The following is a 13,835-nucleotide window of genomic DNA, read 5'->3' as shown; positions in this document are numbered from 1 at the left end:
CCACGCCGTCGTGCGCGATGTGAGGCGGCAGGTACAGCATGTCGCCGGGCTCCAGCACCCATTCGTCGCTCGGCTCGAAGTTTTCGAGGATCTTCAGCGGCACGTCCGGCTGCAGCGACAGATCCTTCTGCGCGCCGACGCGCCAGCGGCGCCGGCCTTCGACCTGCAGCAGAAACACGTCATACGAGTCGAAGTGCGGGCCGACGCCGCCGCCGTCCGTCGCATACGAGATCATCAGGTCGTCCAGCCGCGCGTCGGGGATGAAACGGAACCGGTCGAGCAACGCGCGCGCCGCGTCGACGTGCAGGTCGAGCCCCTGCACGAGCAGGGTCCAGGATTTGCGCGTGACGGCAGGCAGCGCGTCGGGCTCGAACGGACCGTGCGCCAGTTGCCACTTGTTACGAAAATGGGTGATCAATCGCGATTCCGCGTCATAGTCGGCGGCGAGCTCGAACAGCGCATTGCGCGTGACCGGCGACGCGACGCCGGGGATCGCCTGGCGGATCAGCAGCGGCTTCTTTTGCCAGTAGCCGCGCATGAATTGCGCCGGCGTGAGGCCGCCGAGCAGCGGCGTGGGAAGATCGGAGGGCGGCGCGCCGAGCGGGGCGGCAGCGGTATCCCGTGGTTCGGCTTGAGACCGGTTGCGCATCGTATAATGAGACTTGTATTTGGGAGAATTGGATGAAAATCGCAAAAAACACCGTCGTGTCGGTCACTTACAAGCTGTCGGACGCACAGGGCAATCTGATCGAGGAAAGCGACGAGCCGATGGTCTATCTGCACGGCGGCTATGATGGCACGTTCCCCAAGATCGAGGAACAGCTCGACGGCCACGAGGCAGGCTACCAGGCGCAGATCCAGCTCGAGCCGGAGGACGCGTTCGGCGACTACGATCCCGAGCTCGTGAAGATCGAGCCGCGCGACCGTTTTCCCGAGCCGCTCGAAGTGGGCATGCAGTTCGAAGGCACGCCGGAAGACGGTGACGAGGAAGCCGACTCGCTGATCTATACGGTCACCGATATCGCCGAGGACAAAGTCGTGCTCGACGGCAATCACCCGCTGGCGGGCATGGCGCTGCGTTTCGCGCTGACCGTGAAGGACGTTCGCGAAGCCACCGAAGACGAAATCGAGCACGAGCACGCGCATGGCGCGGAAGGGCTCGAAATCGTCGACGAGGATGACGACGAAGACGGCGAAGCGCCGTCAGGGCGTACGCTGCACTGAGCTTGCCGGCAGGCCCGGCGCCGGCCCTGATGCGGCGGGCGGTGCCGGCCACGACGCGCCGCCCGGTGCGGCGCCGTCACCCTGCAACGGCGGCGCGACCGACGACGCGTCGGGCAGCGCCGGCAGCGCGGGGATTTCCGGCATCTGCGGCAGCGGCACGTCGTCGCGCGGCACGAGCGGCAGCGTGGGCGGCACCGGCAGGTTCTTCGGCACCTCCTGCAGGCTGACGTTGAAGATCGTCTGCCGTGCCGGCGATACGCTCACCTTCACCCACTGATTCGCCGGATGGCGCGGTCCGATCGCGACGCGCGTGACGTTTCCTACCAACTCACCGTCGTCGGCATGCAGCGGACGGTCGATCAGAAAGCCGTTCGGCAGCGGTTCGCCGCTCGCGTGCATCACCAGAATGGGCCCGCGGAACGTCGCCGCCGCCTTCACCAACGTTCGTTTCAGCTCGCGGAAGCCGTCGCGCACGCGCGGCCGGTTGAAACGCAGCCACGCAAAGCGTTCCGCGCGTTCATAGCGCTCGAACTGCGGATCGCCTTCGAACATCACGACCATCGCGCGCGCTTCGCGCCGCTTCGCATACTCGGCCGCGTGATCGATCCAGAAGCCGTTCGCGATGATGCGGTCCTCGAATTCGCCGTTGCGGCCGCCCGCGGTCAAATAATGGTTGTTCGGCGCCGGCGCATTGAGTGCGACGTACACGATGTCGTCGCGCATCCAGCGTGCGTTCTCGCGATACGGCCGGAACCGTGCGACTTCGCTCTCCCGCGTGATCTGCAGTGCACCGGGGTCGGGCAGTGCCGAATCGGCGAGCAGCGTCTGCCGCAGGAAGTCGAGCCGCTCGACCGGGTCGTAGCCGCCGCCGGCCGCGGTGTTGCAGGCGATCCAGTCGTCGTGGCCGGGAATGAACACGAGCGGCACGCGCGCCGCATCCAGGATCGCCCCGCGCTGCGAATACAGCGCGTCGCGGCATGCTTCCTTCGAGCCTTTGAGATCGCCTGCGTAGACGACGAACGCGAGATTGCGCTCGCGCGCGATCGCATCGAGCAGCCGCTGCGCAGCCGGTTCGTCCGCCGGAGCATTGATGACGCCCGACACGACCGCGAACGAGTAGGGCGCTGCGCTGCGCTTGGGTGGCGCGGCTACTGCATCGGCCTGCGCCAGCGCAAGCGCCGCCGCGACGAGCGCGGCGGCGGCGCGGGCCGGCAGGCCCCGCGGCATGCGCTTACGCGTGCCCGTCGGCATCGTGCGACCGGACCAGCGTGCGCAATTCATACAACAGGTCGAGCGCCTCGCGCGGCTTCAGATCGTCGGGGTCGATGTCGCGCAGCTTTTCGAGCGCCGGATGCGGCGTGTCGGGCAATGCCGGCGCGTCCGCGCATTCGAGATCGTCGACGGCCGCGGGCGGCGCGCTGAAGAGATCGAGTTGCGGCGTGTGCTGGGATGCCGACTGCTGTTCGAGATACGCGAGGTGCTTGCGTGCGGCGCGGATCACCGGTGCCGGGACGCCCGCGAGTTGCGCAACCTGGAGGCCGTAGCTCTGGTTCGCCGGGCCTTCGTTGACCGCGTGCAGGAACACGATGCCGTGGCCGTGCTCGACGGCCGACAGGTGGACGTTGGCCGCTTGCGGGAATTCGGCCGGCAGTTGCGTCAGCTCGAAGTAGTGCGTCGCGAACAACGTGTAGCACGCGTTGTGCGCCAGCAGGTGGCGCGCGATGGCCCAGGCGAGTGCAAGGCCGTCGAAGGTCGACGTGCCGCGGCCGATCTCGTCCATCAGCACGAGGCTTTGCGGTGTCGCGTCGTTGAGGATCGCCGCCGCTTCGGTCATCTCGACCATGAAGGTCGAGCGGCCGCCCGCGAGATCGTCGGCCGCGCCGATGCGCGTGAAGATCCGGTCGATCGGGCCGAAGCACGCCGCCTTCGCCGGCACGTAGCTGCCGACGTATGCCATCAGCGCGATCAGCGCGGTCTGCCGCATGAACGTCGACTTACCGCCCATGTTCGGCCCGGTGATCAGCAGCAGCTTGCGCTCGGTGCCGAATCGGCAGTCGTTGGCGATGAACTGCTCGACCTGCGCTTCGACGACCGGGTGGCGGCCCTGTTCGATTTCGATGCCGATCTCGTCGGTGAAGGTCGGCGCAACCCAGTCGAGCGCCCGGGCGCGTTCGGCGAAGGCGGCGAGCAGGTCGAGCTCGGCGAGGGCCGAGGCGACGCGCTGGCATTCGGGGATGAACGGCAGCAGTGCCTGTAACACCGAGTCGTACAGCGCGCGCTCGCGCGCCAACGCGCGTTCCTGCGCGGACAGTGCCTTGTCCTCGAAGGTCTTCAATTCCGGCGTGATGTAGCGCTCGGCGTTCTTCAGCGTCTGGCGGCGGCGGTAATCGTCGGGCACCTTGTCGGTCTGGCCGCGCGTGACCTCGATGTAGAAGCCGTGCACCTTGTTGTATTCGACGCGCAGGTTCGCGATGCCGGTGCGCGCGCGCTCGCGCGCTTCGAGATCGATCAGGAACTGCCCGCAGTTCTCCGAAATGTCGCGCAGCTCGTCGAGCTCGGCATCGTAGCCACGTGCGATCACGCCGCCATCACGCACCATCGCGGCCGGCTCGGGGGCGATCGCACTCGTCAGCAGGTCGAGGCATTCGGCGGGCGGTGCGAGTGCCGCGTCGACGCGTGCGAGCGCATCCGCGTTCGCCACGATCGCAGCGATGCGCTCGCGCAGCGCCGGCAGTGCGGCGAACGTGTCACGCAAGCTCGACAGGTCGCGCGGGCGTGCGGACAGCAACGCGAGCCGCCCGGTGATCCGTTCGACGTCGGCGATCTGGCGCAGCGCGCTGCGCAGCGCATCGAGGCTCGCGTTGGCCGGTGCATCGAGCAGCGCGCCGATCGCCTGCTGGCGCGACTGCGCGGCGACCGACGCGCGCGGCGGGTGATGCAGCCAGTGACGCAGCAGGCGGCTGCCCATCGTCGTGCAGCAGGTGTCGAGCAGCGAATACAGCGTGGGCGACTCGGTGCCGCGCAGCGTTTCGGTCAATTCGAGGTTGCGGCGCGTGGCCGGGTCGAGCCCGATGTATTCGGTTTCGTTCTCCACCTTCAGGCTGCGCACGTGCCGCAGTTGCTGGCCTTGCGTGGCCGCGGCATAGAGCAGCAGCGCGCCGGCCGCGCCGCACGCGCTCGTCAGCGAATGCGCGCCGAACCCGTCGAGGCTCGCGACGTCGAGCTGATCGCACAGGCGCTGCGTGCCCGACGCGATGTCGAAGTGCCAGGCCGGCACGCGCTTGCTTGCGCCCGCGCCGGCGGGAATGGCGTCGGTTGCGCCGTCCGGCGTCAGGATTTCGGCCGGCCGGATGCGTTCGAGCGCGGCGGCAAGCTGGTTGGGCTCGATTTCCGCGAGACGCAATGCGCCGCTCGCGAGGTTCAGCCATGCAAGGCCGATATTGACCGCGACGCCGCGCTTGTTGTGGCCGGTACACATCGCGAGCAGGTAGACGTCGTTCTTGTCGGACAGCAGCGCGGCATCGGTCAGCGTGCCGGGCGTGACGACGCGCACGACCTTGCGCTCGACAGGGCCTTTCGACGTGGCGGGGTCGCCGATCTGCTCGCAGATCGCGACCGATTCGCCCATCTTCACGAGCTTCGCCAGATACTGCTCGACCGCGTGATGCGGGACGCCGGCCATCTTGATCGGCGTGCCGGCCGACGCGCCGCGCTGCGTGAGGGTCAGGTCGAGCAGGCGTGCCGCTTTTTCTGCGTCCTCGAAGAACAGCTCGTAGAAGTCGCCCATCCGGTAGAAGACGAGCGTGTCCGGATGATCGGCCTTGATGCGCAGGTACTGCTGCATCATCGGGGTGTGGCCGGCAAAGGCCTCGGGCGACAGCGTGGTCATAGATCAGGCATGAAGTTGTTGCTTGGGTTGCCCGAGTTTACCAGTGGCTTCGACGTCCACGCGCGAAGTTCGCCGTTTGGCCGATGGCCGGTGATGCCGCGTCGTCGCGATTTGACGGATGTACTCGCCCGACTGCCCACCCACGAAGCGTCCGGGATCGCCGGGCCGCTCCCGCGGCGTCGGGCATCCGGCGCCACCAAACCGGCAAGACGGGTTCACTTACAATCAGCGGAATGCGCTCGCCGTGTCCGGGAGCAATCTTGACCACGCCTATATCGGCGGCCTCGATGTCGTCTCGCGCGCGACGGCGCCTCGATTACCGTGCGGCAACAGGAGAACCTCGATGATCAAAGTCAGTGTCATGTACCCGTACGCCGCAGGCGCGCGCTTCGACCATGCTTACTATCGCGATACGCACATGCCAATGGTGAAACAGCGGCTCGGCGCGGCATGCCTGTACTACACGGTGGACAAGGGTATCGCAGGCGGCGCTCCCGGCGCGGACCCTGTTTACGTCGCCAAGTGTGACTTCGTCTGCACTTCCATCGAAGCTTTTCAGGCAGCCCGCGATCCGCACGCGCAGGAGATCATGGCCGACATCGCCAATTACACGGATATACGCCCCGTGCTGCAAATCAGTGAGGTGGTCGTGGAGCGTTCGGAAGGCTAACCAGGGTTCGGATATCGCCAGGCATCGCATCCGCGTATGACGCAGCGCTCGCGCTATCGTGGCGCGGGTCGCGCTCGCTCGGCCTGATCGGGTACGCTTGCCGCCGCGGAAAGGGCGGTACGAAATTCCGTGCGTCGAGCCACGAGTGAAGCTCCATGAAGCCACGGCGGGGCAGGCCGGCGGCGCTCAGGTCACGAACCTGCGCGCCCCGACCCGCCACCGCAGGTCAGGACGCGTGCCCCGACGTCAGACTGAGCGCCACCGCCTGCGCGACTTCGATGCCGTCGATCGCCGCCGAATAGATGCCGCCCGCATATCCCGCGCCTTCGCCGGCCGGATACAGGCCTTCGACGTTCATGCTCTGGTAGTCGTCCTTGCGTCGAATCCGGATCGGCGACGACGTGCGCGTCTCCACGCCGGTGAGCACGGCGTCGTGCATCGCGAAGCCGGCGATCTTCTTGTCGATCTCGGGCAGCGCTTCGCGGATCGCTTCGATCACGTAGTCCGGCAGTGCGGTACTGAGGTCGGTCGGATTCACGCCGGGCTTGTACGACGGCTCCACCGAGCCCAGCGACGTCGACGGCCGGCCCGCGATGAAATCGCCGACCAGCTGGCCCGGCGCGCGGTAGTCACCGCCGCCGAGCTCGAACGCGCGTTCTTCCCATTTGCGCTGGAACGCGATGCCGGCGAGCGGGCCGCCCGGATAATCGTCCGGCGTGATGCCGACGACGATGCCCGCATTCGCGTTGCGCTCCGCGCGGGAATACTGGCTCATCCCGTTGGTGACCACGCGGCCCGGCTCCGAGGTCGCGGCGACCACCGTGCCGCCCGGGCACATGCAGAAGCTGTAGACCGCGCGCCCGTTGCTGCAGTGGTGGACTACCTTGTAGTCGGCTGCGCCGAGCTGCTTGTGGCCCGCGAACTTGCCGAAGCGGCTGCGATCGATCAGCCCCTGAGGATGCTCAATGCGGAAACCGAGCGAGAACGGTTTCGCTTCGATATAGACGCCGCGGTCGTGCAGCATCTGGAACGTGTCGCGCGCGCTGTGGCCCACAGCCAGCACCACGCGGTCGCACCGCAGCGTTTCGCCGTTCGACAGCTTGAGCGCGCGCACCTTGCCCTGGTCGATTTCGATGTCGTCGACGCGGGTTTCGAAACGCACTTCGCCACCGAGTTCGTGGATCGACGCGCGCATTTTTTCCACCATGCTGACGAGGCGGAACGTGCCGATGTGCGGGCGGCTCAGGTACAGGATGTCCTCGGGCGCGCCGGCCTTGACGAATTCGTCCAGCACCTTGCGGCCATAGTGGTTCGGATCCTTGATCTGGCTGTACAGCTTGCCGTCGGAAAACGTCCCCGCGCCGCCTTCGCCGAACTGCACGTTGGACTCGGGATTGAGCACGCTCTTGCGCCACAGGCCGAAGGTGTCCTTGGTGCGCTCGCGCACGGCCTTGCCGCGTTCGAGGATGATGGGACGGAAACCCATCTGCGCGAGGATCAGCCCCGCGAACAGTCCGCACGGCCCCATGCCGATGACGACCGGGCGCAGGAAGTCGGCGTGTTCGGGCGCCTTCGTGACGAAGTGGTACGCCATGTCGGGCGTCACGCCGCAATGCGGCTTGCTGGCGATGCGCTCGAGCGCGGCCGCTTCGTCCTTGACGTCGATATCGACGATATACGTGAGCTTGATGTCGGCACGCTTGCGCGCGTCGTGCGCGCGGCGGAACACGGTGTAACGGAGCAGTTGGTCTGGCGCCACGCCGAGCTCCGCGAGGCGCGCGCGAATCGCGGCCTCGAGCGCGCTCTCGGGGTGGTCGAGGGGGAGTTTAATTTCGCTTAGCCGTAACATGGGGACTCGGATGCGATTGCCACGGCGCCGTGGCGGTGTTGATACAGGCGGGGTCGGCACCCCGGCGGCGGCGTCGTTCGCCGCGCGGGCATGCCGGACGCAAACCCTTCGCTGTCGTTGCGGGACAAGCGGTACGGGCGGCAGTACGCCGACTCGTCCGGGCAACTCGGGCAACTTCAGGATAGGCGCACGAAGCGGCCCGTGTGCACGGAAAATTGTCCCGCGTGTCGGGCGATCGGCGCGCCATCATGACGATGCCGCGCGAGCGGTTTGCGTGAAAGCCGCGCCACGCGGGCGCGGCCCGGGCTTACTCCGCTGCCGGATGCACGCGGCTGTAGCGGTTCAGGATCGGGATCATCTGCGCGTAGATCTTCGGGTTCGCGGCGACGATCTCGTGGCGATGCAGGAAATCGGCGTCGCCCGTGTAGTTACCGACGAGGCCGCCGGCCTCGGTGATCAGCAGGCTGCCCGCCGCCATGTCCCACACGTTGATGCCTTGCTCGAAGAACGCGTCGAGGCGGCCGGCCGCGACGTTCGCGAGATCGAGTGCCGCCGCGCCCGGGCGGCGCAGGCCCGTGCAGGCCTGCGTCATTTCGGTGAAGAGGCGTGCGTAGGCGTCGAGGCCGTCCTTCTCGCGGAACGGGAAGCCCGTGCCGACGAGTGCATCTGCCAGGCGGTCGCGGCGGCCGACGCGGATGCGGCGGTCGTTCAGGTACGCGCCGCGGCCGCGGGTGGCCGTGAACAGGTCGTTCTTGTTGGGATCGTAGACGACGGCCTGCGTGACGACGCCCTTGTGCTCGAGCGCGATCGACACGCAGTAGTACGGGAAGCCGTGGATGAAGTTGGTCGTGCCGTCGAGCGGATCGATGATCCACTTGAATTCGGATTCGTTCTCGGATTCGCCAGATTCCTCCGCGAGGATCGCGTGGTCGGGGTAGGCGGTCTTCAGCGTCTCGATGATCGCGTCTTCGGCGGCCTTGTCCACTTCGGTGACGAAGTCGTTCTGCTGCTTCTTGCGGATCTCGATCAGGTCGAGATCGAGGGACGCGCGATTGATGATCTGTCCGGCGCGGCGCGCAGCCTTGACAGCAATGTTGAGCATGGGATGCATGAGCCTGGATCCTATAGCCGGCGGCACGGGCCGCCACGAAGTGGGACAACCGCCCGGAACGGCGCAAGCGTGCCGGGGCGAGGTGAGACGCGAATTGACAAAGAGCGGGGTACGACCCGCGCTGCGCCGGGCGCAACGCGTAAAGGCATGATTTTACCCGATTTTCGGCGGTTTCAGGCGACCGGCATGCGGGGAAACCCCCACTGGCCATCCGGACGAGTGGGTTTGCCGGGGCGATGGCGATACCATACGGCCATTCTGATGAACCGAGTCGTATCGTAGTGGAAACTCCGCAGAACACCGCCGCGCCGTCCGAATCGGGCGCGGCCTCGTCCCCGCCGCCGTCCGGCGGCTTCACGTCCACCCGCTTCGTGCTCGTCGAGCCGAGCCATCCCGGCAACGTCGGGGCGGCCGCCCGCGCGCTGAAGACGATGGGCTTCTCCCGCCTCGTGCTGGTCGCGCCGCGCGTGCCGCACGTGCAGAGCGACCCCGAGGCGGTCGCGATGGCCAGCGGCGCGGACGACGTCCTCGCGTCCGCGCATGTCGTGCCGACGCTCGGCGAAGCGCTGTCCGGCGTGCACTGGTCGATCGCGCTGACCGCGCGCACGCGCGAATACGGGCCGCCGCGCCTCGCGCCGCGCGCGGCTGCCGCACAGGCGAGCGCGCAGGTCGGCACGGGCGACATCGCGCTCGTGTTCGGCAACGAGCGCACCGGTCTCGCGAACGAGCATGTCGAGCAGTGCAGCGCGCTCGCGCACATTCCGGCCAACCCGGCCTACAGTTCGCTGAATCTCGCGCAGGCCGTGCAAGTGCTCGCATACGAGTTGCGCGTCGCGTTTCTCGAGCAGGCGAGCGAGCCGTCGGCGCAGCCGCAGGGCGAAGCCGGCACGCTCGCGCAAAGCGACGAGATCGAGCGGATGTACGTGCACCTCGAGAACGCGTTGATCGCGCTCGACTTCCTCGATCCGCGCAATCCGAAGAAGCTGATGCCGCGGCTGCGGCGCCTGTTCGCACGCACGGGCCTCGAGCGCGAGGAGGTCAACATCCTGCGCGGCATCGCGAAGCACATCCTGCTGAAGTCGGGCAAACCGGGCGGCGACGCGTAAGCGGCTGGCGCTCCGATTGCCGGGGGCGGGGGAGTTCGCTCGATGCGGCGTGCGTTGGGCCGGGCCATGTGTCGACCGACCGCACGCGTCGAACCTGCTGTTTCTCCCGACCGATCGGCCCCGGAAACCCCCGCGTAGCAAGCGTTCCGGCCGAATACCCGTGCCGACGGCGGGGTGAACGCGCGGCCGCGTGCGGCCGGGCACGACTGGCCCTACAATCGCCGGACGTCATAAGTAAATTACCCGGCGCGATAACGGCCGGCATTGCCGGCGATGCGCGCCGGCCTTTTCCCAGATCACATCATGTTCACGAGACTGCGCGAAGACATCGCAACGATTCGCGAGCGGGATCCCGCCGCTCGCAGTGCGTGGGAAGTGCTGACCTGTTATCCGGGGCTGCATGCGCTCGTGCTGCACCGTTTCGCGCACGCATGCTGGCGCGCGAAGCGCTACTGGCTCGCGCGGTTCGTGTCGCAGGCCGGCCGGTTCCTGACCGGCATCGAGATTCACCCCGGCGCGACGATCGGCCGGCGCGTGTTCATCGATCACGGCATGGGCGTCGTGATCGGCGAGACGGCGGTCATCGGCGACGACTGCACGATCTATCAGGGCGTGACGCTGGGCGGCACGTCGCTCACACGCGGCGCGAAGCGCCACCCGACGCTCGAGGCCGGCGTGATCGTCGGCGCCGGCGCGAAGGTGCTCGGCGGTTTCACTGTCGGTGCGGGCGCGAAGATCGGCTCGAACGCGGTAGTCGTCAAGCCCGTGCCGGCCGGCGGCACCGCGGTCGGCAACCCGGCACGCATCGTGATGCCGGCGCAGCCGAAGCCGCAGACCGAGCGCGCGGCATTCAGCGCGTACGGGATCACGCCGAACGCCGACGATCCGATGTCGCTCGCGATTCACGGGCTGATCGATCACGCGGCGAAGGAAAGCCGCCGCGTCGACGAGATCGTCGCGGCGCTCGAGCGGCTCGGCACGCATCTGGAAACGCTGCAGGGCGCCGACGCGGCACGCCTCGACCTGCGCAGGCTGTCAGCGGTGCTGGAAGGCAAGACGGTGGAACGCCAGACGTAACCCACGCGATGGGCGCTGATCGCTGCCGGTCAGTGCGACGGCAGCGCCGGCGTCAGTCGAGCGGCATCGCGTGGATGCCTTCCGCGTCGACGCGCAGGTAGCCGCCGCGCGGCGTGCCGTGATCGAGATCCCAGTCGGGCAGCACCCAGCGGATTCCGCCCGGTTCCGCGTGGCGCGCGGGGCGGTGCGTGTGGCCGTGAATGATCACGCTCGCGCGGCTTTTCCGGAACAGCGCGGCCACGCCATCCCGCGTGACGTCGTAGATGGCCGAAGCCGGGCGCATCCGGCCCGCTTCGCTGTTCGAGCGCATGCGCTGCGCGAGCGCGCGGCGCCAGCGGAACGGCCAGGCGAGAAACAGCCATTGCGCGACGCGATTGCGCGCGAAGCGCCGGAACACCTGGTAGCCGCGGTCGGCCGTGCATTGCGCGTCACCGTGCGCGAGCACGATGCGCTGGCCGAACGCCATGATCAGCGAAGGGTCGGGCAGCAGCATCGCGCCGGCCGCCTTCATGAAGCGCCGGCCGAGCAGGAAATCACGGTTGCCGTGCATCACGTAGAGCGCGATGCCGCGTTCCGAGAACGTGTGCATCAGCGCGGCCATGCGCGCGGCGAACGGATCGTCGTCGAGGATGTCGTCGCCGATCCAGTATTCGAACAGGTCGCCGAGGATGAACACCGAGTCGGCGCTGTCGGCGGTGTATTTCACGAAATGCTCGAACGCGGCGACCGTCTTCGGAATCGCCTCGCTCAGGTGCAGATCGGAGAGAAACAGGAACGGGCGTGCGGCTTGCGCGTACTCGCGCTCGCCCGGCACGCCCGCGGAGACGCTTCGCGGCGGACTCTCCTGCAACATCGAAGTGCCTCCGTAACGACTATGCGTCAGACCACCACGGCCTTTTCGATCACGACGTCGTCGGTCGGCACGTCCTGATGGAAGCCCGCGTTGCCCGTCTTGACGCCCTTGATCTTGTCGACCACGTCCTGGCCTTCGACGACCTTGCCGAACACTGCGTAGCCCCAGCCCTGCGGCGTCGGCGACGAGTGGTTCAGGAAGTCGTTGTCGTTCACGTTGATGAAGAACTGGGCGGTCGCCGAGTGCGGATCGTTCGTGCGTGCCATCGCGACCGTGTAGTTGTCGTTCTTCAGGCCGTTGTTCGCTTCGTTGTCGATCGGCGCGTCGGTCGGCTTCTGCTTCAGGCCCGGCTCGAAGCCGCCGCCCTGGATCATGAAGCCGTTGATCACGCGATGGAACACGGTGCCGTCGTAATGGCCCTTCTTCACGTAGTTCAGGAAGTTCTCGACCGTCTTCGGTGCCTTCGCGGCGTCGAGTTCGAGCTTGATCACGCCGTGGTTCGTATGCAGTTCAACCATGATGAATTCCTTCGGTGAGGCGGTTTAAATGGCACGCGGCCGGTCGTACGACGCGGCCGCGTGTGGCGCCGGACGTGCCGGCAGGTGCTTACTTCGAGACGATGCTCGCCGATTCGATCACGACCGGTTGCGCCGGTACGTCCTGCATCGGGCCGCGCGAGGTCGTCGCCACGCCTTCGATCTTCTTCACGACGTCGAGGCCGGACACGACCTTGCCGAACACCGCATAGCCGTTGCCGTCCGGGTTCGGATAGTCGAGGCCGCCGTTGTCGACCGTATTGATGAAGAACTGCGCGGTGGCCGAATTCGGATCGCTCGTGCGCGCCATCGCGATCGTGCCCGTCAGGTTCTTCAGACCATTGCGGCTTTCCAGCGGGATCGGCGCGCGGGTCGGCTTTTCCTCGAAGTTGGTCTTGTAGCCGCCGCCCTGGATCATGAAGCCCTTGATCACGCGATGGAAGATCGTGCCGTTGTACTGGCCGGCCTTCACGTAATCGAGGAAGTTGGCGACGGATTTCGGCGCCTTCTCCGGATAGAGCTCGACGCGGATGTCGCCCTGCGAGGTCTTCAGCTGCACGACGGGGTGCGCGGTGGCCGTTTGCGCGAACGCGGGCGCGGTCGCGAGAAGGGCGGCGCCGCCAAGCGCCAGCAACAGACGTTTCATTGCGATCCTCAGGTTGGGAGGGAAGGAAGGCCGCGCCGCTTATTGCGACGGCGCGACGTACGGTGCCGCCAGTGCGCCCGACGGACCGCTGAACTGGAACGTCGGCGACATCGGCAGCGTGGTGGTGCTCACGTTCGCGGCGGCGCGGTCGGTGTAGTCGCGCGTGGCCGGCGACGTCGCGCGGGCGTTCGGCGCGGCTTTCGACGGCGACACGATCTTCTGCAGATCGGCGAGGCGCTGCGCGGTCGCGCCGCTCGTGCGGCCGAGCGATTGCGCGCGCTTGTACGACTCGGCCGCGAGACGCAGGTAGAGATCGCCGAGGTTCTCGTACGCGAGCGAGTAGCCCGGGTTCGATTGCGTCGCGGTGACGAGCGCGGTGCGCGCCTCGTCATAGCGGCCGTGCTTCGCGTAGAGCGCCGCGAGGTTGTTGTACGGCTCGGGCAGTTCGGGGTACGCCTGCGTGATCGCGACGAACTGCTGGATCGCGTCGTCGTCGCGGTTCAGGCGGGCCAGCACGGTACCGCGCTTGAACTGCGCCTGCACGTCGTGCGGGTTCGACGCGATGCGCGCGTCGAGCTGCGCGAGCGCCTGCTGCCACTGCTTGCCGGCGATCGACGCGTCGATTTCGGGAGTGCCGTCGGCGACCGCCGGGGCCTTTTGCGCATGCGCCGCGGGAGCCGCGAAAAGCGTCAGCGCGACGCCCATGACGGTGGTCGCAACGAGGGTCGCAGCGCTCGGCGCGCGGCCGCGATGAGGTTTCATAGGCGTAAATCGGAATGTTATACTCCGAGCCATTCTAACAAAACGTCTGCGCGTTCCGGCGAGCGGCAGACAGTCTTTCTTAGCCTCTCGTGGCCGTCACCGCTGTGCTTGC

13 protein-coding genes are annotated in these 13,835 nt (G+C 67.3%); 4 read left to right on the top strand and 9 right to left on the bottom strand.

Going from position 1 to position 13,835, the window contains the following annotated elements; translation table 11 throughout:
• Positions 1–649, bottom strand: a 649-nt coding sequence (locus JMF86_RS10345) for a cupin domain-containing protein (RefSeq protein WP_201316985.1), incomplete at its 3' end; no start/stop codon positions are given.
• A 32-nt stretch (positions 650–681) separates the two neighbouring features.
• On the opposite strand from JMF86_RS10345, the gene JMF86_RS10340 reads away from it, so the two are divergent.
• Positions 682–1,224, top strand: a complete 543-nt coding sequence (locus tag JMF86_RS10340; RefSeq protein ID WP_011694320.1) for a peptidylprolyl isomerase — start codon at positions 682–684, stop codon at positions 1,222–1,224.
• Here the strand turns inward: JMF86_RS10340 and JMF86_RS10335 are convergent.
• Together JMF86_RS10335 and mutS are read right to left on the bottom strand one after the other, a co-directional pair.
• Positions 1,204–2,451 carry a hypothetical protein gene (locus tag JMF86_RS10335; RefSeq protein WP_201316984.1) on the bottom strand — a complete coding sequence of 416 codons (1,248 nt, stop codon included), beginning with the start codon at positions 2,449–2,451 and terminating at the stop codon, positions 1,204–1,206. The genes JMF86_RS10340 and JMF86_RS10335 overlap by 21 nt on opposite strands.
• Positions 2,452–2,455: 4 nt before the next feature.
• Complete coding sequence (gene mutS / locus JMF86_RS10330) at positions 2,456–5,113, bottom strand: DNA mismatch repair protein MutS (RefSeq protein ID WP_200093644.1); 2,658 nt, start codon at positions 5,111–5,113, stop codon at positions 2,456–2,458.
• Between the two features lie 343 nt (positions 5,114–5,456).
• Between mutS and JMF86_RS10325 the strand changes: the two genes are divergently transcribed.
• Positions 5,457–5,783 carry an EthD family reductase gene (locus tag JMF86_RS10325; RefSeq protein ID WP_027805802.1) on the top strand — a complete coding sequence of 109 codons (327 nt, stop codon included), beginning with the start codon at positions 5,457–5,459 and terminating at the stop codon, positions 5,781–5,783.
• 226 nt (positions 5,784–6,009) lie between these two features.
• Here JMF86_RS10325 and JMF86_RS10320 read toward each other — a convergent pair whose 3' ends face one another.
• Positions 6,010–7,632 (bottom strand): NAD(P)/FAD-dependent oxidoreductase, encoded by a 1,623-nt coding sequence (locus JMF86_RS10320; RefSeq protein ID WP_201316983.1) that lies wholly within the window; start codon positions 7,630–7,632, stop codon positions 6,010–6,012.
• A gap of 307 nt (positions 7,633–7,939) precedes the next feature.
• Positions 7,940–8,743 carry an inositol monophosphatase family protein gene (locus JMF86_RS10315; RefSeq protein ID WP_011549489.1) on the bottom strand — a complete coding sequence of 268 codons (804 nt, stop codon included), beginning with the start codon at positions 8,741–8,743 and terminating at the stop codon, positions 7,940–7,942.
• Between the two features lie 281 nt (positions 8,744–9,024).
• Between JMF86_RS10315 and JMF86_RS10310 the strand changes: the two genes are divergently transcribed.
• Both JMF86_RS10310 and cysE read left to right on the top strand, forming a co-directional pair.
• Positions 9,025–9,849, top strand: a complete 825-nt coding sequence (locus tag JMF86_RS10310; RefSeq protein WP_200093642.1) for an RNA methyltransferase — start codon at positions 9,025–9,027, stop codon at positions 9,847–9,849.
• Between the two features lie 303 nt (positions 9,850–10,152).
• The gene (gene cysE, locus JMF86_RS10305) at positions 10,153–10,926 is read left to right on the top strand and encodes a serine O-acetyltransferase (RefSeq protein WP_200093641.1); all 774 of its coding nucleotides are present in this window, start codon (positions 10,153–10,155) and stop codon (positions 10,924–10,926) included.
• Positions 10,927–10,978: 52 nt separating this feature from the next.
• Here cysE and JMF86_RS10300 read toward each other — a convergent pair whose 3' ends face one another.
• From JMF86_RS10300 to JMF86_RS10285, 4 genes are all read right to left on the bottom strand, one after another.
• A complete protein-coding gene (locus JMF86_RS10300) occupies positions 10,979–11,779 on the bottom strand; it encodes a UDP-2,3-diacylglucosamine diphosphatase (RefSeq protein WP_006478427.1) in 801 nt (266 codons plus the stop codon).
• A gap of 26 nt (positions 11,780–11,805) precedes the next feature.
• Positions 11,806–12,297 carry a peptidylprolyl isomerase gene (locus tag JMF86_RS10295; RefSeq protein ID WP_006478428.1) on the bottom strand — a complete coding sequence of 164 codons (492 nt, stop codon included), beginning with the start codon at positions 12,295–12,297 and terminating at the stop codon, positions 11,806–11,808.
• Between the two features lie 88 nt (positions 12,298–12,385).
• Positions 12,386–12,961, bottom strand: a complete 576-nt coding sequence (locus JMF86_RS10290; protein ID WP_006478429.1) for a peptidylprolyl isomerase — start codon at positions 12,959–12,961, stop codon at positions 12,386–12,388.
• Positions 12,962–13,000: 39 nt separating this feature from the next.
• On the bottom strand, positions 13,001–13,723 hold the full coding sequence (locus JMF86_RS10285; RefSeq protein ID WP_023475929.1) for a tetratricopeptide repeat protein: 723 nt from the start codon (positions 13,721–13,723) through the stop codon (positions 13,001–13,003).
• Positions 13,724–13,835 lie beyond the last annotated feature (112 nt).

Source organism: Burkholderia sp. E168m15 (genome assembly GCF_016586105.1).
In the GTDB taxonomy this organism is placed as follows: Bacteria; Pseudomonadota; Gammaproteobacteria; order Burkholderiales; family Burkholderiaceae; genus Burkholderia; species Burkholderia orbicola.
Note: the sequence above shows the minus strand (reverse complement) of the source record. Positions and strands in the feature narration are given on the sequence as shown.